The sequence below is a fragment of the Veronia pacifica genome, assembly GCF_001707825.1.
In the GTDB taxonomy this organism is placed as follows: Bacteria; Pseudomonadota; Gammaproteobacteria; order Enterobacterales; family Vibrionaceae; genus Veronia; species Veronia pacifica.
The window spans coordinates 41,599-66,229 of the sequence record NZ_LYBM01000027.1 but is presented as its reverse complement, the minus strand read 5'-3'; the positions used below and the strand labels follow the sequence as shown (position 1 = coordinate 66,229).

Below are 24,631 nucleotides of genomic sequence, written 5' to 3'. Positions count from 1 at the left end.
ATGTCTTGCGTTGCAACAAATCAGTTTTGCTTTGCGCTTGCTACTATTGCCCGTAAACTCTTTTCACAATCATAACCTCGCGATGAACGGAGGACACTTCAATGTTTAAAGCTATTTTGCTGGATCAGCTTGAAAAGAAAACCATCGCTACAGTGACAGAACTCGATGAACAACGCCTACCCCAAAGTGATGTCACGGTTGCTGTGCAGTTCTCATCAATTAACTATAAAGATGGTCTTGCAGTAACGGGTAAGGGCAAGATCATTCGCGACTTCCCAATGGTTCCTGGTATCGACTGCCGGCAAAGTGATCTCGTCATCTGACAATCGTTTTAAAGAGGGCCAACACGTCGTTCTGACAGGATGGGGAGTTGGAGAAACACACTGGGGTGGATTATCAGAAAAAGCCTGCGTCAAAGCAGACTGGCTAGTTCCTCTGCCTGAAGGGATCAGTGCACAGCAGTCCATGATGATTGGTACTGCTGGTCTCACCGCTATGCTGTGTGTACAGGCACTACAGGAAGCAGGTATCAAACCAGAAGACGGTGAGATAGTCGTTACTGGTGCCAGTGGTGGTGTCGGCTCAGTGGCTATTACCCTGCTTGCCCAACTGGGCTATCAAGCGGTAGCGGTATCAGGTAGAGCCAGTGAAAATGGCGAGTGGCTAAAATCCTTGGGCGCTTCACGGGTTATTGACCGTGATGAGCTGAACCAACCAGCCAAGCCGCTAGAAAAACAACTGTGGGCAGGCGCAATAGATACAACTGGCAGTACCATGCTGGCTAAAGTGCTGAGCCAGATTTCCTACGGTGGGGCTGTTGCAGCTTGCGGTCTGGCCTGTGGTTTTGATTTGCCGACGACGGTAATGCCATTCATTCTTCGCGGTGTCAGATTGTTAGGCGTCGATTCCGTATATGCACCTATTGAGAAGCGTCAGCGGGCATGGAAACAGATTGGTGAAGTGCTTCCTGAGTCCTTCTATCGACAATCCTGTAAAGAAATAGCATTGGAGGACGTCCCTGCGGCGGCGTCAGATATCGTTGATGGGAATGTTTCAGGACGACTAGTTGTAAAGGTTCAGTAACCTTTTATTCGTGGACGCTACGCGAATATGATTAGCTGTTCCGTCAAAGAGACAATAATAGGGAGCCGTTTTTGCGGCTTTCTTATTTTTTACCTCAGATGATTTATCATCCTTGGCGATCAAATAAAAAAAATCCCGCATTAAAGCGGGGAAGCCCAAGAAAACCTGGTGTGAGTAGATAGTTACATTGTTACTGCTCAGTCTAGTTGGTCTGCTGAATCTCTGACCAGAGTCCCAAAATACAGGCAAGCATCGCTATTAACGACAGGGCCTGAGAATCAGGGTTTACCGAACTGGATAATCCAAGTACAGTAACGACAAATGCTATGCCATACAGGGCAACCCGTTTGGAATATGTCAGAGGTTTTTTCAACAACTTACGACCTCTGTTATGTAGACCTAAAAAAGCCTCATAACGACCAATGGTTAACAAGTTGTTACCTAAATTACACATAAAATTTACAATTCCAAGCCCCATTGAATATTTAGTCGACATAAGTATGATCAGCTCGACATTTTTATTTCGAAATTAGATTATGAGTACAATTTTTGAGAACTCAGATCACCAACTAGATGCTGAAGGGTTGCGTTGTCCTGAGCCTGTCATGATGGTGAGAAAAACAATCCGAAAGATGGCAGACGGCGAGACTTTGCTGGTGACAGCAGACGATCCCTCAACAACGCGTGATATCCCCAGTTTCTGCCGTTTTATGGACCATACCTTACTGGCAGCAGATGCAGACCATAGCCCCTATCGCTTTCTTATTCGGAAGGGTGCATGACAAAAGAAGCAAAAAGCGAACAAGCGCTTTTTGCTTTTACCGCATAGCCTGCGATAACTGATTTCGCCGCTACAAGTCAGTTTAAATCCGCTCTTATGGCTTCTTAATAGCGGGAAGCCCGCTGTAAGAACAAAAAAACGCCATTGACCCTACTTATCCCCCCTAGCCCACGTTATAATCGCGTGTTACTTTTCTCATTTACTAACAACTAATCGCGCGAACCTGACAATGCAAAAATACGACATTAAAACTTTTCAGGGCATGATCCTCGCGCTGCAGGATTACTGGGCCCAACAGGGTTGTACTATCGTACAGCCACTCGATTTAGAAGTAGGTGCAGGCACCTCTCACCCCATGACATGTTTGCGTGCACTTGGCCCTGAGCCAATTGCCACCGCTTATGTGCAGCCATCACGTCGTCCAACCGATGGCCGTTATGGTGAAAACCCGAATCGTCTGCAGCACTATTATCAGTTTCAGGTGATCATCAAGCCGTCACCAGACAACATTCAGGAGCTGTATTTAGGATCGCTTGAGGTGCTGGGTATTGACCCTCAGGTTCACGATATACGTTTTGTTGAAGACAACTGGGAAAACCCAACACTCGGCGCGTGGGGCTTAGGTTGGGAAGTGTGGCTTAATGGTATGGAAGTCACCCAGTTTACTTACTTCCAACAGGTAGGCGGTCTTGAATGTAAGCCAGTTACTGGTGAGATCACGTACGGCATTGAGCGACTTGCAATGTACATTCAGGGCGTAGACTCAGTTTACGATCTGGTATGGACGGATGGCCCTCTAGGCAAGGTGACCTATGGTGACATCTTCCATCAAAATGAAGTTGAACAATCGACATATAACTTTGAGCATGCCGACGTAGACTTCCTGTTTACGCTGTTCGATCAATGTGAAAAAGAATGTAACTCGCTACTGGCACTGGAAACTCCACTTCCCCTTCCTGCCTATGAACGTATCCTGAAAGCAGGACATGCGTTTAACTTACTGGACGCTCGTAAGGCTATTTCGGTAACAGAGCGCCAGCGATATATTCTGCGGATCCGTAACCTGACGAAGTCAGTGGCAGAAGCTTATTATGCATCCCGTGAAGCGCTTGGCTTCCCTATGTGTAAAAAGTCAGAAGAAAAAGCGTAAGGGGAGTTAGGCATATGGCAAAAGAATTTCTAATAGAGCTTGGCACTGAAGAGCTGCCACCAACACAACTTCGTACCCTTGCTGAAGCATTTTCAGCAAACTTTGAAAGCGAATTAAAAGCAGCCAACCTCAGCCATCAAGGCATCAAGTGGTATGCATCTCCTCGTCGTCTGGCTCTAAAAGTGACAGATCTTGCAGAAGGTCAGGCTGACAAAGTGGTAGAAAAGCGTGGTCCTGCTATTTCTGTTGCATTCGATGCGGACGGTAACCCAACGAAAGCGGCGCAAGGCTGGGCACGCGGTAACGGTATTACTGTTGAACAGGCTGAGCGTTTGGTAACAGACAAAGGCGAATGGCTGCTGTTCAAACAAGAGGTTAAAGGCCAACAGACTCAGGAAATTGTTGTTTCTTTAGCCGCCAAGGCTCTTGCTAACCTTCCTATCGCCAAGCCAATGCGCTGGGGTGATAAAGACACTCAGTTTATCCGCCCTGTAAAAACCTTGACCATCCTATTGGGTGACGAATTGGTAGAAGGCGAGATTTTGGGTGTTGCCTCAGGTCGAACTATTCGTGGTCACCGTTTTATGGGTGAACAAGAGTTTACTATCGAATCAGCCGAGCAATATCCAGAGATACTTGAGCAGCGCGGTAAAGTCATGGCCGACTACAACGCGCGAAAAGCCATTATCGTGGCCGATGCTAAGAAAGCGGCGGATGCATTAGGTGGTATCGCAGACCTAGATGACGATTTGGTCGAAGAAGTGACTTCCCTGGTTGAGTGGCCTGTGGTTCTGACGGCGAAATTTGAGAATGAATTCCTCAATGTTCCAGCAGAAGCATTGGTTTACACCATGAAAGGCGACCAAAAGTATTTCCCTGTTTATGACAAAAATAAAGGTCTTCTTCCTAACTTCATTTTCGTCTCTAACATCGAGTCTAAAGAGCCTCGCCATGTTATTGAGGGGAACGAGAAAGTTGTTCGCCCGCGTCTTGCAGATGCAGAGTTTTTCTTCAATACCGACCGCAAACGTCCTCTTGCAGATCGTTTGCCAGAACTTGAGAAAGCGGTATTCCAGAAACAACTTGGTACTATTAAAGACAAAACAGACCGCATCACCGAGCTGGCTGCTTACATTGCAGAAAAAATTGGTGCTGACATTGAAAACACCAGACGCGCAGGACAGTTGTCTAAATGTGACCTGATGACATCAATGGTATTTGAGTTTACTGATACTCAAGGTGTTATGGGTATGCACTATGCACGCCACGACGGCGAAGCAGAAGACGTTGCCCTAGCCTTGAATGAACATTACATGCCACGTTTTGCCGGCGATGCATTGCCATCAACGGGTGTGTCATCAGCGGTCGCTATGGCAGATAAACTCGATACTATCGTTGGTATTTTTGGCATTGGTCAGGCGCCGAAAGGCAGTGACCCGTTTGCATTACGTCGTGCCTCTCTCGGTGTTCTTCGTATTATCGTGGAAAATAACTATGACCTTGATCTGACTGATTTGGTCTCGAAAGCGCGTGAACTCCTTGGAGATCGTCTGACTAACGCAAATGTTCAAACTGATGTGTTTGATTTCATGCAAGGTCGCTTCCGCGCTTGGTATCAAGATGAGGGACACAGCATTGATGTCATTCAAGCCGTGTTGGCTCAGCGCCCTACCCAACCAGCAGATTTTGATAAACGAGTCAGAGCAGTTAGCCACTTCCGTGAATTGGATGCGGCAGAGTCTCTTGCTGCGGCAAACAAGCGTGTGGGTAATATCCTGGCGAAGTTTGATGGCGAACTGCCGTCATCCGTTGACGCGACATTGTTGGTTGAAGACGCAGAAAAGACATTGGCAACTCAAGTTAGTCAAGTTGTGACAGACCTTGAGCCAGTATTTGCGCAGCGTGATTATCAAAAAGCACTGACTGAGTTAGCGAATCTTCGTGAACCCGTTGATAACTTTTTTGATAACGTGATGGTCATGGCCGATGACGAGTCACTTAAAGTGAACAGGCTGACATTGCTAAGCACTTTACGTCAGCAGTTTATGAATGTGGCAGATATTTCACTGTTACAAAAATAACTAGCAGACTAATTCATGCTGAATATCAAAGCCCCGCAATTGCGGGGTTTTTTATATCAATTGTTCCACTGTTTCACGTGAAACATCCAATATCTATCTTTTACCTCTAATACGTAAACCTATGCGCTATCAGTGTAAAAAATAGACTTTATATACATTCAAATACTCTAGTATTTGAGGTATGTTGTTGGAGTCATCAATAACTTATAAAACTATGGAACAGGGCTTGGAAGCAATGCGGATATCGAAGTTTGGAAATAAATTTACTCAGCATTCTGGCATCACTCAACTAATGGACGATCTTAATGATGGGTTAAGAAATCCAGATACAGTTATGTTGGGTGGTGGTAATCCGGCAACCATTCCCGAGATGCAAAAACACTTTGAGCAAATAGCAAAAACACTTTTGGATGATGGGCGCTTGATAACATCCATGTCCAATTATGATGGGCCACAAGGAAAAAATGAATTCATTGATGCCTTGGCTTCACTATTTAAAACGCATTTTGGATGGGAGATCAGTAGTAAAAACATCATGCTCACCAATGGTAGCCAAAGTGCATTCTTTTATCTTTTTAATCTATTTGCCGGTGAATATGCAGACGGTTCAACGAAGAAAATACTTCTTCCTCTTGCTCCTGAATACATTGGATATGGCGACGCGGGAATCTCGCCAGATATGTTTATTAGCTACAAGCCTGACATATCGCCACTAACCGATGGCCAATTTAAGTATCACATTGACTTCGATGCCATTACGGTAGATGACAGTATTGGCGCAATTTGCGCGTCACGACCAACGAATCCAACGGGTAATGTCCTTACCGATGAAGAAATTTGTAATCTCGACCAATTGGCTCAAGCTCATCAGATCCCATTAATTATCGATAACGCCTATGGTGTCCCCTTCCCTAATATTATTTTTGAAGACGTTAAACCATTTTGGAACAGTAACACCATTCTATGTTCGAGCCTTTCAAAGCTTGGTCTACCCGGTCTGCGCTGTGGGATCATTATCGCTGAAGAAAAAATTATTACTGCACTATCTAATCTAAATGGCATTATCAGTCTTTCTCCGGGAAGTTTGGGCCCTGCTGTCGGTTTAGAGCTAGTTAAAAGTGGACAAATACTTTCACTGAGTGAAACCGTCATAAAGCCCTTTTACCGCGAAAAAGCTCAGCTTAGCCTGACACTTCTTCGCAAATCTATTACGGATACCCGCTTCAAAATTCATAAACCAGAGGGTGCGATGTTCCTTTGGTTGTGGTTTGAAGGCTTACCTATTACTACCAAGGAGCTCTATCAGAGACTTAAAAAGAAAGGGCTACTCATTGTACCCGGCGAATATTTCTTTTTTGGCCTAGAAGAACAATGGAAACATAGTGAGGAATGTATACGTATGAACTATGTTCAGGACGAAGAGACTATGCGTAAAGGTATTGCCATCCTAGCAGATGAAGTAAATAAAGCTTATCTGGAATGAAGTAACGTTATTTCTCTGCACGATCATACTTTTGATATGTGTTTCACGTGAAACATCACAACGAAAACAGTACAGCATGTTGCGAACCAAGTTCGCAATAAAAAGCCAAACTTATCAATTAGTTAATTATTATGCGGCGCTATGTGAAAAGTAATCGTTTAACAGGCCTCCACCCTATACTTTTTCACAGAGAACACACGATAAATCCCAGCCACTACTCATAAATTGGACTCTTTAACTGACCACTCAGAAGACGCTGATAAAAATGGCGTGAGCTACATGAGGTTATATTAGGTGGAGGAATACCATCGTTAGAGAGGTGTTTAAGCGATTCAAGAGCATGTTCAAATTTCACTACCAGAAACTTGAGTCAAACATATTGGAAAACTAGCAGGTGTTTTACGAACAATAAAAAACGCCGCAAAGCGGCGTTTTTTCAGCGAACCGGAGTATCTGACTCTATACGTCGAGGTTCGCTACCTTCAAAGCATTATCTTCAATAAAGGCACGACGGGGTTCAACATGGTCACCCATCAGTGTCGTGAACAGCTCATCTGCAGCCACTGCATCTTGAATCGTCACTCGCATCATACGACGAGACTCAGGATCCATTGTCGTTTCCCATAATTGATCGGGGTTCATCTCACCCAGACCTTTATAACGCTGACGGGTCAAGCCACGGTTAGACTCTTTTATCAACCATGCCAGTGCTTCAGCGAAGCTCTTGATGGGTTGTTTACGCTCACCACGCTGGATATACGCAGTGTCATCAAGAAGACCATCCAATGCTTCAGACAGCTCGGCAATACGACCATACTCTTTTGAGTTAAGCAGGTCGTAGCTGATGACATATTCATGATCGACACCATGAGTACGGACAATAAGCTCAGGCTGGTAAACACCGTGCTCTTCTTCAAACTTAATTGCTGAACGATACTGGCTTTCACCGCTGGATTTGCGGTTTAGGATTTCTACGATATTGTCCATCCATGCCTTAACAACGCTCTCATCATTCAGGCTGTCAACAGCGAGACGCGGTTGATAAACAAGCTCATTAAGCAGAGCAGACGGATATCTGCGGCTCATGCGGTCTATCAGTTTCATGACGCCATTGTACTTCTTAACAAGATCTTCCAGAGCCAGGCCGTTAAGGGCTGGTGCTTCTTGGTTAACAAAAAGTGAGGCATTTTCAAGGGCCAGTGATACTTGATACTGATCCATGGCATCATCATCTTTTATGTATTGCTCTTGCTTACCTTTTTTCACTTTGTAAAGCGGTGGCTGAGCGATATAAATATATCCACGCTCAATCAGCTCAGGCATTTGACGATAGAAGAAGGTCAGCAGAAGCGTTCGGATGTGAGAACCATCAACATCGGCATCGGTCATGATAATGATGCTGTGGTAGCGAAGTTTATCCGGATTATATTCGTCTCTGCCAATACCACAACCCATCGCAGTAATCAGCGTGGCGACTTCTTGTGATGACAGCATTTTGTCAAAACGCGCCTTCTCAACGTTCAGGATCTTACCTTTAAGAGGCAAAATTGCCTGACACTTACGGTCTCGTCCTTGCTTGGCAGAACCACCAGCTGAATCACCCTCCACTATGTAGAGTTCAGACAGCGCAGGATCTTTTTCCTGACAATCAGCGAGCTTGCCCGGCAAACCAGCCAGATCCAGAGCGCCTTTACGACGGGTCATTTCTCGTGCTTTTCTTGCCGCTTCACGGGCACGGGCAGCATCGATGATCTTACTGCAGACAATCTTTGAATCCTGCGGGTTTTCAATCAGAAACTCTGACAGTTTTTCACCCATCGCAGTTTCAACTGCTGATTTAACCTCAGACGAAACCAATTTATCTTTTGTTTGGCTCGAGAACTTAGGATCAGGCACTTTCACAGAAACAACAGCTGTAAGACCTTCACGTGCATCATCACCAGAAGTCGCGGCTTTCGCCTTCTTTGAATACCCTTCTTTATCCATAAAGGAGTTCAAGGTACGTGTCAGTGCTGCGCGGAAACCCGCAAGGTGAGTACCACCATCACGTTGAGGAATGTTATTGGTAAAACAATAAATGTTTTCCTGGAAACCGTCATTCCACTGCATCGACACTTCAACACCAACACCGTCTTCACGGGTTGTTTCGAAATGGAAGATACCCGGATGAATTGGTGTCTTGTTACGGTTTAAATGCTCAACGAACGCACGGATACCACCTTCATATCGATAGTGGTCATGCTTATCTTCTTCACGCTCATCAACCAGCTTGATAGAAACGCCAGAGTTAAGGAAAGACAGTTCACGTAGACGCTTAGCAAGAATATCGTAATGGAACTGAATATCAGAAAACGTCTCGTCACTCGGCCAAAAACGGATACGGGTACCCGTCTCCTCGGTATCACCGATAGCAGTTAATGGATTCTCAGGTACACCCATCTTGTATATCTGTTGGTGGATATGACCATGACGCCAGATAGTCAGCTCAAGCTTCTCAGACAGAGCATTAACCACTGACACACCTACGCCATGAAGACCACCTGATACCTTGTAAGAGTTGTCATCAAACTTGCCACCTGCGTGTAACACAGTCATGATAACTTCTGCTGCAGATACGCCCTCTTCCTCGTGAATGTCAGTTGGTATACCACGACCATCATCGCGGACAGAGACAGAGCCATCTTCATGGATAGTGACAAGAATGTCGTTACAATGACCAGCGAGTGCTTCATCGATCGAGTTATCGACGACCTCAAAGACCATATGATGCAAACCAGTGCCATCGTCCGTGTCACCGATATACATCCCTGGACGTTTTCGAACGGCATCCAGGCCTTTTAGAACCTTGATACTTGATGAATCGTAATTGTTGGACATTGAGTTACTCTCGCTTTATTTATCCTGCGGTTATTTTACCGTTTTCGACCACAAACATCTTACTATTTTCGTCTCGCATCTCAGTGACCTGTTCAGCGCTTATCGCACTGACAAATACCTGAGCCCCTGTCACTTTAAGTTGCGTGGCAAGCAGTGCCCGCCTCCCGCTATCCAGCTCTGATGCAAAGTCATCAATGAGGTATATGCTGGGTTTACCTGTGTCTTCTGTAAGCTGTAGCCCCTGAGCCAGTCTGAGAGCACAGACGAGTAGCTTGAGCTGCCCACGAGACAACACATCCTCAACTGGTGTGCCAGAGACCCGCAAACGTAAATCAGCTTTGTGAGGACCACTGACGGTATATCCAAGCTGCTGATCTCTGAGGTAGTTATCTTTCAGCAACTCAGCATAATCAGACTCTTTTTCCCATCCTCTGGAATAGGACAAAGATATTTCGTACTCAGGCAGAAAGGCCTGACAAAGGGCATTCACGCGAATCGCTAACTTTTCAACATATGCCCGGCGCCAACTGTCTATTTGTAGACAAAGCGGCACCAACTCGGCATCCCAGTAGCTCAGTTCGCGATAACTGCGCGCTGTCTTCAGCAACGCGTTTCTCTGTTTGGTCAACCTTTTTACCCGTGACCAACAGGCATAGAAACCGGGCTCGACGTGAAACACACCCCAGTCAATAAAGGGACGACGACACTTGGGACCACCTGTAAGCAGCTCAAAGCCTTCTGGCGTAATAAGCTGCATGGGAAGGATCTCGGCCAGCTGAAACAGCTTCTGCCCTTTCTCTTCTCCAATCTTGACCTCAGTGGTGCCATCACGGTGTTTACGCAAACCAACGGGCAGCAGGGTACCAGATTGCCCCACTCTGCCATGGACAGTAAGACTGTCTTGCTGGTGTCTGATCACCCGCCCCGTTAATTGGCTGCGGAACGACCGACCGTGACCAAGGTAATAAACAGCTTCAAGCACGCTGGTCTTGCCGCTGCCGTTCGCACCTATGAGGAAATTGAAACCTGCTGATAGCTCAAGATCACAAGCTTCAATGTTCCTTAAATCATGAATAGATAAACGGGATAGCGTCATGTTAACGACGGTATGGCATCACCACATACATGGCATTCGCGCTATCACAGTCCTCAATGAGACTGGCTGACGCGCTGTCTTTCATGGAGAAACGTACATTCTGACACTTAAGCGTATTCAGCACGTCGAGGACATAACCGATGTTAAAACCAATTTCGAGAGCTTCGCCTTTGTAATCGACATCTACAATCTCCTCAGCTTCTTCCTGCTCAGGATTATTGGCTGATATGCGAAGCAAGTCCTCACTTATGTTTAAGTGTACACCACGAAAACGCTCGTTTGACAAAATTGCAGCACGGCTTAGCGCCTGACGTAACGTATCACAGTCAGCCACCATGGTATTTTCCGCTCCCTGAGGCAGCACACGGCGATAATCAGGAAAACGGCCATCGACGAGTTTCGAGGTAAACACGAACTCATTCAACTCTGCGCGAATGTTAGACTCACCTATAAGTACTTTGACGGGTGCATCTGGCTGCTCCAAAAGGCGCATTAACTCGGTAATACCTTTTCGCGGCACGATAACCTGTTTGTCACCAACAGGTCCGTCAAGGTCAATATCCGCTATTGCAAGACGGTGGCCGTCGGTAGCCACAGCGCGAAGTAAAGCGCCTTCCGTCTGTAATTGCATACCATTGAGGTAATAACGGACATCCTGATTGGCCATTGAAAAATGCGTGCGTTCAATGAGCTGACGGAAAGCACCCTGTGGCAGGGTCAATTCAATATCGCTGTGCCACTCATCAATGTTGGGAAAATCTTCTGCAGGTAATGTCGACAAGGTGAAGCGGCTGCGTCCAGAGCGAATCAACACCCTTTCAGCTTCAACAGAAAAAGAGATTTCCGCGTCTGATGGCAGTCCACGGCAAATATCTAGGAATTTACGAGAAGGGACAGTGATTGCTCCCTCCGTGACGTCTGCCTCGACAGGCAAGCGCGCAATCAGTTCAACCTCGTGATCCGTACAGGTCAATGTCAACTCACCGCCTTCCACTCTGAGCAGGATGTTACCCAGAATTGGCAGTGATGGCCGTCCACCAATCGCACCTGCGACTTGCTGTAACGGCTTTAAAAGTAATTCGCGGTTGAGAGAAAATTTCATATTAGGATGACAAAGTCCGAATGAGGTTTGAGTAATCTTCTTTTATATCGTGGCTCTCTTCCCGCAGTTGTTCAATTTTTCTGCAGGCGTGGAGCACAGTTGTGTGGTCTCTGCCACCAAATGCGTCGCCAATTTCTGGAAGGCTGTGATTTGTCAGCTCTTTTGACAACGCCATAGCAACCTGACGCGGTCTCGCAACTGAACGGCTACGACGTTTAGACAACAGATCCGCCATTTTTATCTTGTAATATTCGGCTACTGTTTTCTGAATATTATCGATAGTGACCAGTTTCTCCTGAAGTGCCAACAGATCGCGCAGCGCTTCACGAACAAAATCTATGGTAATTGCTCGTCCAGTGAAGTTAGCATTCGCTATCACCCTATTCAACGCACCTTCAAGTTCACGAACATTTGAACGCAAACGCTTGGCAATAAAAAAGGCGACTTCATCAGGCAGGCGGATGGAATGATCTTCCGCTTTCTTCATCAAAATAGCCACGCGGGTTTCCAGCTCAGGTGGCTCAATCGCCACGGTCAATCCCCAACCAAATCTAGACTTCAGTCTATCCTCTACCCCACTTATCTCTTTCGGGTAGCGGTCTGATGTGAGAATGATCTGCTGGTTACCTTCAAGCAAGGCATTAAAGGTATGGAAAAACTCTTCCTGCGAGCGCTCTTTGTTAGCAAAAAACTGAATGTCATCTATCAACAAAGCATCGACACTGCGGTAATAGCGTTTAAATTCTTCAATCGCGTTATTCTGCAGGGCCTTGACCATATCTTGCACGAAGCGCTCAGAATGCATATAGACAACGCGAGCGTCTGTTTTTCGGTCACTGATTGCATTGCCGACGGCGTGAAGTAAGTGCGTCTTACCCAAACCTGTGCCGCCATAAAGAAAAAGCGGGTTATAAGCCGCACCAGGGTTGTCTGCAACCTGGCGTGCAGCAGCTAGCGCCAACTGGTTTGACTTACCCTCAACAAAGTTTACGAACTGATGCTTTGGGTTGACGTTTGATCTGTGATTAACGTCAGACTGCACCGGTGAAGGGGCAGGTTCCCACGTTCTACCAACAGGTTTAGCGGCCGGTGCAACAGCGGCTACAGGCGCTGCGCTCGGCATCACTGGCGGCGCAGAAGCGGCGACAGGTTTGCTGCCGACTTCAAAACGAAGCATAGGGATATCGACACCACAGAACTCATTGAGAAGCTGGTTGATACTATTTAAGTACTTGTCCCGCACCCAATCCAATACAAAACGGTTGGGGGCAAACAATGTCAGGGTGTTATCGTTCAACTCCGCCTGAAGCGGCCGCACCCACATGCTAAATTCTGTTGCAGGAAGATCTTCTTGGAGACGTTGAAGGCACTGCAACCAAAGCGAAGATGACACGTCTGACTCCACACACAAAAAAGGTTCTAAAAGGGAATCAATTTTATACCGCTCCGACACGGATAGCCAGCAAGAAGATCTCTCTATCGGTGAATAAGATCGAAGTTATACACACGCTTCACACAAAAATGCATGGAAATAACACAGAATTCCCTCTAATTACTCACAGATTTATACCGAGATCTGATGGGATTTGATAATAATGATCACAATTAAATGAAATCTCACCCACATATTTCGATGAGTGATCTTTGCTGCCAACAATGACAAAAAGATCGCACAACGTGGATCAATTCACAGTTACCTATTAATTGATCACAAAAAATTCACAGCATGCTAAGTGCTGATCGGCAAAGGATCCTTGCGCTTATTTTGCTGGCACGTATAATTGCGCGCCCGGGGGCGGGATTGAATAGCGACTGGGTTTATGATTGACTAATCATCACTCAGTGATTACAATCCGGCCTCTTTGTTGAGAGGCGTCGGACTTTTATCCAACGCCGGGTTAACAAAACCTAAAAACTGATCAGTAATAAGGTAGAAACCATGAAACGCACTTTTCAACCTTCTGTTCTAAAGCGCAAGCGCTCTCACGGTTTCCGTGCTCGCATGGCAACTAAGAACGGTCGTAAGGTTATTGCCGCTCGTCGCGCAAAAGGCCGTAAGCAGCTTGCAAAATAATCCATCGCGATTTTGTCTAAGCTAGCTTACCCTCGGGAGTTACGTCTGTTAACTCCCGAACATTTCAATACTGTCTTCCAGCAACCTCACCGCGCTGGCAGTTCGCACTTAACTATTCTCGCCCGTAAAAACACTCTCGATCATGCCCGTTTGGGTCAAGCTGTTCCCAAAAAACAGATAAAACTGGCTGTAGACCGTAACCGGTTCAAGCGTCAGGTCAGAGAAAGTTTTCGTCTTCGTCAGCACGATTTGCCTGCCAAAGACTACGTGGTGATTGCCAAAAAAAGTGCAAACGACCTCAGCAACGAAGAATTGAGGACGCTGCTCGATAAGTTATGGCTACGTTTGTCTCGACCGCCGCGAAAACGTTGATAATCGGTCTTATTCGATTTTATCAACTCGTTATCAGCCCGCTCATTGGGCCGAGATGTCGTTTCACCCCCACCTGTTCTCAATACGCCATAGAAGCGGTCAGCCGTCACGGTGTGATAAAAGGTGGTTGGTTAGCCAGCAAACGTCTATTAAAATGCCATCCTTTAAACTCTGGTGGTTACGATCCAGTGCCACCTAATCAATCTGACAATCGAGACAATTAACAATGGATTCCCAACGCAATATCCTGTTGATTGCCCTACTGTTCGTTTCTTTCCTGCTTTTTCAGCAGTGGAATGCAGAAACAACCCCTCAACCACAGGGACAGGGCGTAACACAGCAAGCACAAACCAGTGGTGATGTTCCAGCCGGCTCGGATGCCGTTCAGCAGCCTGTGACTGATACTGCAGTATCCGATAAGCTGATCACTATCGAGTCAGACGTACTGACGCTGACCGTAGACACCCAGGGTGGTGATGTCGTGCATGCTGAGCTACGCCAGTATGATGCGGATCTCAATTCTGATAACAAGTTTGTACTACTCAAAAGCGAAGCTGGCCACACCTTTACCGCACAAAGTGGTTTGATTGGTGCTGATGGTATCGATACAACCAAAGGCCGCGCCGAATTTACCGTATCTGCAAAGGCGTTTGAATTGGCCGAAGGCAGAGTGAACTGCGCGTTCCGATGACGCTGGTAAAAGACGGTATCACTTTCATTAAGACTTACGTTATCAAGCGTGGCAGTTACGCCGTAGACGTCGAATACACCATTGATAACCAGTCAGCATCTAATGCGAACGTACAGATGTACGCACAGCTGAAACAGAATCTGCTGGACGATGGCGGCAGTCTGACCATGCCGACTTACCGCGGCGGTGCGTACTCAGCAAACGATACGAAATATAAAAAGTACAGCTTCGATGATATGCAGGATAAAAACCTTAACCTGACTATCAGCAGTAATGGCTGGGCAGCGATGATGCAGCACTACTTCGTAAGTGCCTGGATCCCTCACGCTGAAGGTGATACTAACCTGTATACCCGTACCAACAATGGACTTGGGTTTATTGGTGTTCGTATGCCTCCTGTCGAAGTTGCAGCAGGTACATCTGACACATTAAAAGCGACACTGTGGGTCGGTCCAAAACTTCAAAACGAAATGAAGGCGACAGCACCTAACCTTGACCTGACAGTCGACTACGGTTGGTTATGGTTCATCGCAAGTCCACTGCACAGCCTGCTGACATTCATTCAGTCAATGGTCTCTAACTGGGGTCTGGCTATCGTGATAATGACCATGGTTATTCGTGGTCTGATGTATCCACTGACGAAAGCACAGTACACCTCGATGGCGAAAATGCGTATCTTGCAACCTAAACTGCAGGAAATGCGTGAGCGTATCGGTGATGACCGCCAACGCATGAGCCAGGAAATGATGGAGCTTTACAAGCGTGAGAAAGTGAACCCACTGGGTGGCTGTCTTCCTCTACTCCTTCAAATGCCAATCTTCATTGCCTTTTACTGGGCACTGATGGAATCGGTGGAGCTGCGTCACGCGCCATTCGTACTATGGATTCAGGATCTATCCGCTCAGGACCCGTATTACGTACTGCCTATTCTGATGGGTATCTCGATGTTTATCATCCAGAAAATGAGCCCATCTACTGTCACTGATCCGATGCAACAGAAGATCATGACCTTTATGCCAGTGATGTTCACGGTATTCTTCCTGTGGTTCCCATCAGGTCTGGTTCTGTACTGGCTGGTGTCTAACATTATGACACTCATTCAGCAGACGCTGATTTACCGCTCTCTGGAGAAAAAAGGTCTGCACAGCAGAGCGTGAAAAGATAAATGATAATGAGGCGGCCGGATATGGCCGCCTTTTTTATGCGCAAGAGCCAGACAGCTATCCAGACAACGGCCTCTTTGCGATACACTAGCCACAGACAAATTTTGTAAACAGGTTGATGAAATGTTTGAGCACAGCGACACCATAGTTGCGCAGGCAACCCCGCCAGGGCGTGGCGGGGTTGGAATCATCCGTGTATCCGGACCTAAGGCTCGTGATGTGGCCAGACAGGTGACAGGCAAGGAACTCAGCATACGCCGCGCTGAATATCTCCCTTTTAACGACATCAGTGGTGCAGCCATCGATCAGGGAATTGCCCTTTATTTTCAGGCCCCTCATTCCTTCACTGGCGAGGATGTACTTGAATTGCAAGGACATGGCGGCCCCGTGATTATGGATATGCTGATCAAGCGTATTGTCGCCATCGATGGTATTCGAACAGCAAGGCCGGGCGAATTCTCTGAACGAGCGTTTCTCAACGATAAGCTGGATCTTGCACAGGCAGAAGCAATTGCTGACCTTATTGATGCAAGCTCAGAGCAAGCAGCAAAATCAGCCCTTCAGAGCCTGCAAGGCGCATTTTCAGGCAAAGTAAATGAGCTGGTGGAGTCACTGATCCACTTGAGGATTTACGTTGAAGCAGCGATTGATTTCCCGGATGAAGAAATAGACTTTCTTTCCGACGGTAAAGTGGCCGCTGACCTTAATGCGATCATAGAAAACCTTGATGCTGTTCGTCGTGAAGCCAGTCAGGGTGCGATCATGCGGGAAGGAATGAAGGTCGTGATTGCTGGTCGCCCTAATGCAGGAAAGTCGAGCCTACTCAATGCGCTCTCAGGCAAAGACAGCGCCATTGTTACTGATATTGCCGGAACCACGCGTGATGTTCTGAGAGAACATATTCATATTGATGGTATGCCCCTGCATATTATTGATACTGCAGGATTACGCGATGCGTCTGATGAAGTTGAGCGCATTGGTATCGAGCGGGCCTGGGACGAAATAGCCAGTGCTGACCGGGTACTTTTTATGGTTGACGGCACTACCACTGAGGCCACCAGTCCTGCCGATATCTGGCCGGAATTTGTCAATCGCCTCCCTGATTCTGTCGGTATTACTGTCATTCGCAACAAGGCAGATATCACCGGAGAAACACTGGGAATATGTCACGCCAATAATCCAACACTGATAAGACTCAGTGCCATGACAGGCAAAGGTATTGATGACCTCAGGGAGCATCTCAAGGCCTGTATGGGGTTCTCTGGCGCCACAGAAGGCGGCTTTATGGCACGACGGCGTCACCTTGAGGCCCTTGAGCTGGCAGCCGTCCATGTGGCAACGGGTAAGGAGCAACTGGAGGGCTTTATGGCCGGAGAGATCCTTGCAGAGGAACTCCGACTTGCTCAGCAGCACCTGAACGAAATAACGGGTGAATTCAGCTCAGACGATCTGTTGGGCAGGATCTTCAGTTCATTCTGTATTGGAAAGTAAGCTAACACAAAGCCCGGGAACGGGCTTTTTCTCAACTTATCAGCAAAAATCACTCGCAACATACACAAGTTAAGATCTTTCCTAATATCCACTTAAAACATCTAGAAAAATAACACTATTGATCGTCAGCACAATAAACTTATTCACAGTCCAGATATTGTAGAAAATGCCTAGATCTTCCCTCTAAAGCCCGTTATATCAATGCTTAATAAGATCACGATAAAACACAGCCGATCTCTATAAACAGATCCATCCACAGATAAAAAACAGGATCAATCTCTTTTTTGCCTTATCGATCTATTGATTGTCTACACTGGAAAAAGGCCTGTTTAAGACATTGATGTGATGCACAAGACATTGGACCCCTGGATTAATATCGGGCTGAATAAAACAGACCGTGGTTACTTTCATCAGGTCAGATTAATCAACCTTTTTACCCTCTATTGCATTGCCGGAACACTGATTTTAAGTATGACGATTGCTATCGCCTTCAATCACTATCAAGCGGCGTCAATTGTCCTTATCTACGTCCTTCTCTATCCAGTATGCCTTCTATTGAATTATGAGGGGCTGAGAACGTTATCGGTCATATGGGCACTGATAATATTCTCTTGTCAGTTAACAACCTTCACTTTGGTCATTTTCCCCCGTGCAATTCACACTGAAGTTTTGTTTTTACTTATCCCTCTGCTTTGCTCGTTTCTGCTCAATAGTTACAGGTTCATTACTCAAATGGTGGTGGTCACCTTCACTTTAGCGGCAATTTTTTTTATCAACACCCACCAAGCTGAACCACTGCTGAATGTATCAGTGACACCTGCACTGGCATTGTTAACAGCGGTGCTCGTCGTGCTGGGCACCACTCAATTTTTAGCATTCTACCGTGATGAGTCAAAAGCGGAGAGTGAACATATTCTCGATGCACAGACGAGAGATGCTATGACGGGTCTGAACAACTATGAAGAAATTTATCGTCAAATATCGAAGTCAATGGACATTGCTGGAAACACTGTGGTGGTCATGGTTGTCGACATTGACAACTTTAAAGCAATCAATAACGAATATGGCTGGGACACAGGCAATGCAGTCCTAAAAGACCTTTCCCTGCTGCTGAAGCCACATAACGAGAGTTCACATATGTCGATTGGACGACTCCAGTCAGACACCTTTGCGATTGTATTATCTAAAGCAGGTTTAAATGATGCTTTAGTGTTGGCTGAAGCTATAAAGAGCAATATAAGGACTCGGTCGCTACTGTTAAACAACGGTGCTATCAAATACAGTGCCAGCATAGGTATTTCGATCAGAGAAAAAGTAGCTGGTGAAGCCTACCAATTGATTGATTCGGCAAGACTAGCGGTGAAAAACACAAAGAAATCGGGTAAAGGTAACATCAGTGTTGCGACTCCCCCGCCTCCACCTCCCCTGCATGATTAACCCGTCTTGACTCACCCAAGGGTTAACCGGAATACTAGCCCTGACATTATTTACTCTCAGGGAATGCTATGAAAGGAATAACACTGATAACGGGCAGCACACTTGGTGGTGCTGAATATGTTGGCGATCACCTGTCAGATCTTCTCGAGTCTGATGGTCATACAACAAAAGTGATCAACGAGGCAGTTATTGATGACCTCTCACACAATGATCATTTACTGTTGATCACCTCAACACATGGTGCAGGCGACTACCCCGAAAATCTCGCGCCCATGATGGAAGATCTGGACGCACAAAAACCTGACTTGAAGGGGTTACACTTCGCTGTGGTCTCCATCGGCGATTCGAGTTATGACACCTATTGTGGCGCAGGGAAAAAGGCCGATATTTTGCTGGAACAACTCGGTGCAACGCGTATTGCTGAGCGTCTTGATGTTGATGTCCTTGAATATCCAATGCCAGAGGAGCCCGCTGAAGCATGGTTATCCCAGTGGAAAAGTAAATTATGTGAATAACTCTTGTTATCATTGTTAACGTAACTTATTCAAAGACGATCCTTTATCTGTGGATAACTATAGATCAAACCAGTGATCAACCTATAGTTATCCATTTAATACTTTTAATGCCCTTTCCCCCCTGTGTATAAACCCCTATTTTGATCCCAGATAATACAGCAATTGATCCAAGCTCCCCCACAGAAAGTGATCCTCCATAAACACATGATCATGTTGATCAAAACACGGTTATCCACAAAGATCCGTTTCTTTAATAAAAGATCTAATAGAAGATCTATATAAAAGATCTTTAGATATTTTAAAGAGAAAAGAGCCTGATCAAAGATCACACTTTTGGTTCTCTCAGAAACATAAAAGGGGTAGAATACTCACCCTTTTGAACCAAGTAACTGATCAACCTAATTCCTTCGAGGGCATATCATGTTTTACCAGGATAACTTTGACGTCATCGTTGTTGGTGGAGGTCATGCAGGAACGGAAGCCGCTCTGGCTGCCGCACGTATGGGACAGCATACACTTCTGCTGACACACAATATTGATACGTTAGGGCAAATGTCATGTAACCCTGCCATTGGCGGGATCGGAAAAGGACATCTGGTTAAAGAAGTGGATGCACTCGGCGGTGTAATGGCCCGGGCCATCGATAAAGGGGGCATTCAATTCCGTACCCTGAATTCATCGAAAGGGCCGGCAGTACGGGCGACCCGTGCTCAGGCTGACAGACTGCTCTACAAAACCGCGGTGAGAGAAACACTGGAAAATCAGCCTAATCTTATGCTGTTTCAGCAAGCGGTTACTGATCTCATCGTTGAACAGGATCGCGTGATGGGTGTCATTACTGAAATGGGTCTCAAATTCCGCGCACAAGCCGTTGTATTGACCGTTGGCACCTTCCTTGGGGGTAAGATCCATATAGGGCTTGAAAATTACTCTGGAGGCCGCGCAGGCGATCCTCCTTCGATCGCATTGGCAGATCGCTTAAGAGCTCTACCTTTCCGTGTTGATCGATTGAAAACGGGAACACCGCCACGTATCGATGCCAGAACTGTCGATTTCAGTGTGATGCAAACGCAACATGGAGATAATCCTCGTCCGGTATTCTCTTTCATGGGCAATACATCAGAACATCCAAAACAATTGCCGTGTTTTATCACCTACACGAACGAGCAGACACATGAGGTTATCAGAAATAACCTTGATCGCAGTCCTATGTATGCAGGTGTTATTGAGGGTATCGGCCCGAGATACTGTCCATCGATCGAAGACAAGGTCATGCGCTTTGCCGACAAGGATAAACACCAAATATTTGTTGAGCCTGAAGGACTGACGACACATGAACTTTATCCAAATGGGATCTCAACCAGCCTTCCCTTTGATGTTCAGATGTCGATCATCCATTCGATCAAAGGGTTTGAAAATGCGCGGGTGATCCGTCCGGGATACGCGATCGAGTATGATTTCTTTGATCCACGCGATCTCAAGCAAACCTTTGAAACGAAATATTTGTCTGGTCTTTTCTTCGCCGGACAGATAAATGGTACAACTGGCTACGAGGAAGCGGCAGCTCAGGGATTAGTAGCAGGATGTAATGCAGCATTGTTCTCACAAGGCAAAGAAGGCTGGAGTCCGCGCCGTGACGAAGCCTACATGGGTGTGTTGATTGATGATTTGTCGACAATGGGCACCAAAGAACCCTACAGAATGTTTACTTCTCGCGCGGAATACCGTTTGTTGCTGCGTGAGGATAACGCGGATATTCGTCTTACTGAGACGGGCCGCAAGCTCGGTTTGGTTGGCGATGAGCGCTGGCAGCGTTTCAATGAAAAGATGGAAAATATTGAACTAGAGCGTCAGCGACTTCGCGAAACCTGGATTCATCCGACGTCAGAACACACGGCTGCATTAAATGAATCATTAAAGACCCCGCTGGCACGCGAGGCGAATGGCGAAGATCTCTTGCGTCGTCCAGAAGTAAGCTACGACCAGTTGGTGACCAACCCAGTGTTTGCACCCGCCCATGACGATCAGCAGGCTCGTGAGCAAGTTGAGATTCAAGTCAAATATGCAGGATATATTGACCGCCAGAAAGATGAAATCGCTAAGTCATTACGCCATGAAAATACCAGTTTGCCCAACACCATAGATTTTAAGCAGATCAAAGGTCTGTCTAACGAAGTGATTGCCAAACTTGAAGATGCCAGACCTGAAACCATAGGTAAGGCCTCGCGTATTTCTGGTATTACGCCGGCTGCGGTCTCGATCTTGCTCGTGTATCTAAAAAAACAAGGCATGCTCAAAAAAGGAGCATGATAAACCGTGAAAGAATATCTCGCACAACTTATTGAAAAAGCAGGACTTGATATTCCTGCTAACCAACAGGCGCAGCTTCTCGGTTACGTTGAGATGCTGCACAAATGGAACAAAGCTTATAATCTGACCTCTGTCCGCGATCCAAGAGAAATGGTGGTTAAACACATACTCGACAGTCTGGTGGTCAGTGAACATCTCGATGGCCACAGATTTATCGATGTAGGGACTGGACCCGGACTACCCGGGATTCCGCTTGCGATCATCAATCCTGAGAAGTCTTTCACGTTGCTGGACAGTCTAGGGAAAAGGATCCGTTTCATCCGACAGGTGATCCACGAGCTCAATATTGACAATGTTACGCCAGTACAAAGCCGTGTAGAGGAGTTCCGTCCTGAGCTTGGCTTCGATGGGGTCCTCAGCCGCGCTTTTGCATCAATCACCGATATGGTGAGCTGGTGTCAGCATTTACCCGCCGAAAATGGGCGATTTTATGCACTGAAAGGTCAACTCGATAATCTCGAGCTTGATAGCCTTCCTGCAGATTGTTCCGTGACCGATATCAAATCTTTGATGGTTCCGTCATTAGAAGGTCAGCGTCATCTAGTAGTCTTGTCTTCATAGGACTTAAAGACGAGGTGCGTTGTGGGAAAGGTAATAGCGATAGCCAATCAGAAAGGTGGTGTAGGTAAAACCACAACCTGTGTCAATCTTGCTGCATCTCTTGCTGCGACCAAGAGAAGCGTGCTGGTTATTGATCTTGACCCCCAGGGTAACGCTACCATGGCAAGTGGTGTCGACAAGTACAATGTTGGAGCCACTGCCTACGAATTATTAGTTGAAGACACACCTTTCGAGCAAGTCGTAGTAACAGAAACATCCGGTGGTTACCATCTTGTCGCGGCCAATGGTGACGTTACCGCGGCTGAAATCAAGTTGATGGAAGTATTTGCTCGCGAAGTTCGCCTTCGCAATGTCCTTGAGGGAGTCCGTGATCGCTACGACTTCATCTTCATTGACTGCCCTCCCTCTCTCAACCTATTGACAATCAATGCAATGACGGCTGCCAACTCGGTGCTGGTACCGATGCAATGTGAGTACTTTGCATTAGAAGGGTTGACGGCCTTGATGGATACCATTGGCAAACTTGCAGGTGTGGTCAACGAAGAGCTGCATGTGGAAGGTCTGCTGCGAACTATGTATGACCCTCGTAACCGCCTCTCAGTCGAAGTCTCTGAACAAATCAAGAAACATTTTGGTGATAAAGTCTACCGTACGGTTATTCCTAGAAATGTTCGGCTTGCAGAAGCGCCAAGCCATGGACGACCGGCGATGTATTACGACAAATATTCCAGTGGTGCAAAATCTTATCTTGCACTGGCAGGAGAAATGTTGAGACGGGAAGATAACGCCCGCCAGTCAGCAGATGTGCTAAATGCTTCTTAAGGAAACACAATGAACGCAACAAAACGTGGTCTTGGCAAAGGCTTGGATGCCCTTCTTGCAACCAGTTCTCAGGCACAGGCACGGGTTCACTTTGACGCAGAGCCAGAGAAAGCCCCTTCTGACAGCGAATTGCAATACCTACCCATTCAAAATTTGCAGCCGGGCGCTTATCAGCCGAGACAGGAAATGGCTGAGGACGCGTTAGAAGAACTGGCAGAGTCTATTCGCGCACAAGGGATCATTCAGCCTCTTGTTGTACGTCAGTTGTCAGACAGTCATTACGAAATCATTGCTGGCGAGCGTCGCTGGCGTGCGGCCAAGCGCGTTGGGCTTTCAGTTGTGCCGTGTCTGGTGCGCAAACTGGATGACAAAGCAGCCAGTGCTATTGCTCTGATAGAGAATATTCAACGAGAAGATCTCAACGCGATGGAGGAGGCACAGGCTCTTGAGCGTTTGGTTGCTGATTTCACTCTTACCCATCAGCAGTTAGCTGACGCTCTGGGGAAATCTCGCACTGCGATCAGTAATTTACTTCGTCTTAATGGCCTTGAGATAGATGTAAAAACACTGTTGCTGGAGCAACAGTTGGACATGGGACATGCGAGAGCGTTACTGGCACTGGATGGCGATAATCAGATCAAGGCCGCGAGAGAGTCAGTCAGCCGTAATTTGACGGTTCGACAAACAGAATCTTTGGTGAAAAAGTATCTTTCTCCCAAGAAAACTGAGGTATCTGCCGAAAAATCCCCAGAATCGATAAAAGTTGAGGACTTGTTCAACGAGAAGTTTGGTACGCCTGTTCAATTGTCACAGCGCAAAAACGGGAGCGGTAAATTGGTGATAAATTTCGAGCAGTCAAAGCAATTAATGCAAATACTTGCAACTTTAGGGTTAGAAGTGTGAGCTGATAACATTTAAATTTTGTTACACAAATTTAGTTACTGTGATCCGTCTACCCTGTTGTAAAATTTAGCCTCCATTTTTGGAATGTTCAGATTGCATTCAATCATGCGACCCGTATAATTTTCGCAGTTTTCCCAGCACGACCAAAAAAGTGCTAAGTGGAAAGGAATCGAGGAACTAATACATGGTATCAACGCTCGCGCGACCTGGTCGCAGGCTTGCGAAAAGGTTATTGCTCTTGCAGGCGGGCGTTGTGTTAGCAACGGCAATCGTGATGACAGTAGTCATCAATGTCGACTGGGGAATATCAGCGCTCATTGGAGGAGGGATATTTGTTGTTGCAAATACCGCTTTTGCCATGTGCGCTTTCCTGTTTAGTGGGGCGAGAGCTGCCAAAGCGGTAGTTTCGTCATTTTATGGTGGTGAAGTCCTCAAAATCCTACTTACAGTCTGCTTGTTTTCCGTTGTTTACCTGTATGCCGAGGTGGAACTTGTTCCCCTCAAACTGACCTATTTGCTGGTACTCGGGGTCAACATCCTGGCACCAGTTTTATTCATTAACAACAACAAATAGGATGA

The 24,631-nt window shown here is 46.5% G+C and carries 20 protein-coding genes and 2 pseudogenes; 17 read left to right on the top strand and 5 right to left on the bottom strand.

Annotated elements, in window-relative coordinates; translation table 11 throughout:
• Window positions 1–101: 101 nt before the first annotated feature.
• A pseudogene (gene acuI / locus A8L45_RS14575) lies at window positions 102–1,083 on the top strand (acrylyl-CoA reductase (NADPH)).
• Between the two features lie 202 nt (window positions 1,084–1,285).
• Here acuI and A8L45_RS24610 read toward each other — a convergent pair.
• Complete coding sequence (locus tag A8L45_RS24610) at window positions 1,286–1,537, bottom strand: hypothetical protein (RefSeq protein WP_068903532.1); 252 nt, start codon at window positions 1,535–1,537, stop codon at window positions 1,286–1,288.
• An 82-nt stretch (window positions 1,538–1,619) separates the two neighbouring features.
• Between A8L45_RS24610 and tusA the strand changes: the two genes are divergently transcribed.
• From tusA to A8L45_RS14550, 4 genes are all read left to right on the top strand, one after another.
• Window positions 1,620–1,865: a sulfurtransferase TusA gene (gene tusA, locus A8L45_RS14565; protein ID WP_068903530.1), complete on the top strand. Its 246-nt coding sequence runs from the start codon at window positions 1,620–1,622 to the stop codon at window positions 1,863–1,865.
• Between the two features lie 228 nt (window positions 1,866–2,093).
• Window positions 2,094–3,014: a glycine--tRNA ligase subunit alpha gene (glyQ, locus tag A8L45_RS14560; RefSeq protein ID WP_068903529.1), complete on the top strand. Its 921-nt coding sequence runs from the start codon at window positions 2,094–2,096 to the stop codon at window positions 3,012–3,014.
• Between the two features lie 14 nt (window positions 3,015–3,028).
• The gene (gene glyS / locus A8L45_RS14555) at window positions 3,029–5,095 is read left to right on the top strand and encodes a glycine--tRNA ligase subunit beta (protein ID WP_068903527.1); all 2,067 of its coding nucleotides are present in this window, start codon (window positions 3,029–3,031) and stop codon (window positions 5,093–5,095) included.
• A gap of 235 nt (window positions 5,096–5,330) precedes the next feature.
• Window positions 5,331–6,578, top strand: a complete 1,248-nt coding sequence (locus tag A8L45_RS14550; protein WP_068903552.1) for a valine--pyruvate transaminase — start codon at window positions 5,331–5,333, stop codon at window positions 6,576–6,578.
• 459 nt (window positions 6,579–7,037) lie between these two features.
• Here the strand turns inward: A8L45_RS14550 and gyrB are convergent, their stop codons facing one another.
• The 4 genes from gyrB to dnaA are packed head-to-tail and all read right to left on the bottom strand — an operon-like array spanning window position 7,038 to window position 13,046.
• Window positions 7,038–9,455 (bottom strand): DNA topoisomerase (ATP-hydrolyzing) subunit B, encoded by a 2,418-nt coding sequence (gene gyrB / locus A8L45_RS14545; protein WP_068903525.1) that lies wholly within the window; start codon window positions 9,453–9,455, stop codon window positions 7,038–7,040.
• Window positions 9,456–9,474: 19 nt separating this feature from the next.
• Entirely contained in the window at window positions 9,475–10,551 is a 1,077-nt protein-coding gene (gene recF, locus A8L45_RS14540; RefSeq protein WP_068903523.1) for a DNA replication/repair protein RecF, read from the bottom strand.
• A 1-nt stretch (window position 10,552) separates the two neighbouring features.
• A complete protein-coding gene (gene dnaN, locus A8L45_RS14535) occupies window positions 10,553–11,653 on the bottom strand; it encodes a DNA polymerase III subunit beta (protein ID WP_068903521.1) in 1,101 nt (366 codons plus the stop codon).
• A gap of 1 nt (window position 11,654) precedes the next feature.
• Window positions 11,655–13,046 carry a chromosomal replication initiator protein DnaA gene (dnaA, locus tag A8L45_RS14530; protein WP_068903518.1) on the bottom strand — a complete coding sequence of 464 codons (1,392 nt, stop codon included), beginning with the start codon at window positions 13,044–13,046 and terminating at the stop codon, window positions 11,655–11,657.
• Between the two features lie 546 nt (window positions 13,047–13,592).
• Between dnaA and rpmH the strand changes: the two genes are divergently transcribed.
• The 12 genes and pseudogenes from rpmH to A8L45_RS14475 all read left to right on the top strand — a co-directional run bounded on the left by rpmH (window position 13,593) and on the right by A8L45_RS14475 (window position 24,626).
• Complete coding sequence (rpmH, locus tag A8L45_RS14525) at window positions 13,593–13,727, top strand: 50S ribosomal protein L34 (RefSeq protein WP_068903516.1); 135 nt, start codon at window positions 13,593–13,595, stop codon at window positions 13,725–13,727.
• Window positions 13,728–13,730: 3 nt separating this feature from the next.
• The gene (gene rnpA / locus A8L45_RS14520; protein ID WP_390336015.1) at window positions 13,731–14,099 is read left to right on the top strand and encodes a ribonuclease P protein component; all 369 of its coding nucleotides are present in this window, start codon (window positions 13,731–13,733) and stop codon (window positions 14,097–14,099) included.
• Complete coding sequence (gene yidD / locus A8L45_RS23865; protein WP_083228352.1) at window positions 14,063–14,323, top strand: membrane protein insertion efficiency factor YidD; 261 nt, start codon at window positions 14,063–14,065, stop codon at window positions 14,321–14,323. The genes rnpA and yidD overlap by 37 nt, the downstream gene beginning before the upstream one ends.
• A gap of 2 nt (window positions 14,324–14,325) precedes the next feature.
• A pseudogene (gene yidC, locus A8L45_RS14515) lies at window positions 14,326–15,947 on the top strand (membrane protein insertase YidC).
• Window positions 15,948–16,076: 129 nt separating this feature from the next.
• On the top strand, window positions 16,077–17,444 hold the full coding sequence (gene mnmE, locus A8L45_RS14510; protein ID WP_068903512.1) for a tRNA uridine-5-carboxymethylaminomethyl(34) synthesis GTPase MnmE: 1,368 nt from the start codon (window positions 16,077–16,079) through the stop codon (window positions 17,442–17,444).
• Between the two features lie 345 nt (window positions 17,445–17,789).
• Window positions 17,790–18,881, top strand: coding sequence for a GGDEF domain-containing protein (locus tag A8L45_RS14505; protein ID WP_068903510.1), 1,092 nt, complete (start codon window positions 17,790–17,792; stop codon window positions 18,879–18,881).
• 68 nt (window positions 18,882–18,949) lie between these two features.
• The gene (gene mioC / locus A8L45_RS14500) at window positions 18,950–19,396 is read left to right on the top strand and encodes an FMN-binding protein MioC (protein ID WP_068903508.1); all 447 of its coding nucleotides are present in this window, start codon (window positions 18,950–18,952) and stop codon (window positions 19,394–19,396) included.
• Between the two features lie 420 nt (window positions 19,397–19,816).
• Window positions 19,817–21,706, top strand: a complete 1,890-nt coding sequence (gene mnmG / locus A8L45_RS14495) for a tRNA uridine-5-carboxymethylaminomethyl(34) synthesis enzyme MnmG (RefSeq protein WP_068903506.1) — start codon at window positions 19,817–19,819, stop codon at window positions 21,704–21,706.
• Between the two features lie 6 nt (window positions 21,707–21,712).
• Window positions 21,713–22,327: a 16S rRNA (guanine(527)-N(7))-methyltransferase RsmG gene (gene rsmG / locus A8L45_RS14490; protein ID WP_068903504.1), complete on the top strand. Its 615-nt coding sequence runs from the start codon at window positions 21,713–21,715 to the stop codon at window positions 22,325–22,327.
• A gap of 21 nt (window positions 22,328–22,348) precedes the next feature.
• Window positions 22,349–23,149, top strand: a complete 801-nt coding sequence (locus A8L45_RS14485; protein WP_068903501.1) for a ParA family protein — start codon at window positions 22,349–22,351, stop codon at window positions 23,147–23,149.
• Between the two features lie 9 nt (window positions 23,150–23,158).
• Entirely contained in the window at window positions 23,159–24,052 is an 894-nt protein-coding gene (locus A8L45_RS14480) for a ParB/RepB/Spo0J family partition protein (protein ID WP_068903499.1), read from the top strand.
• Between the two features lie 184 nt (window positions 24,053–24,236).
• The gene (locus tag A8L45_RS14475; protein WP_068903497.1) at window positions 24,237–24,626 is read left to right on the top strand and encodes a F0F1 ATP synthase subunit I; all 390 of its coding nucleotides are present in this window, start codon (window positions 24,237–24,239) and stop codon (window positions 24,624–24,626) included.
• Window positions 24,627–24,631 lie beyond the last annotated feature (5 nt).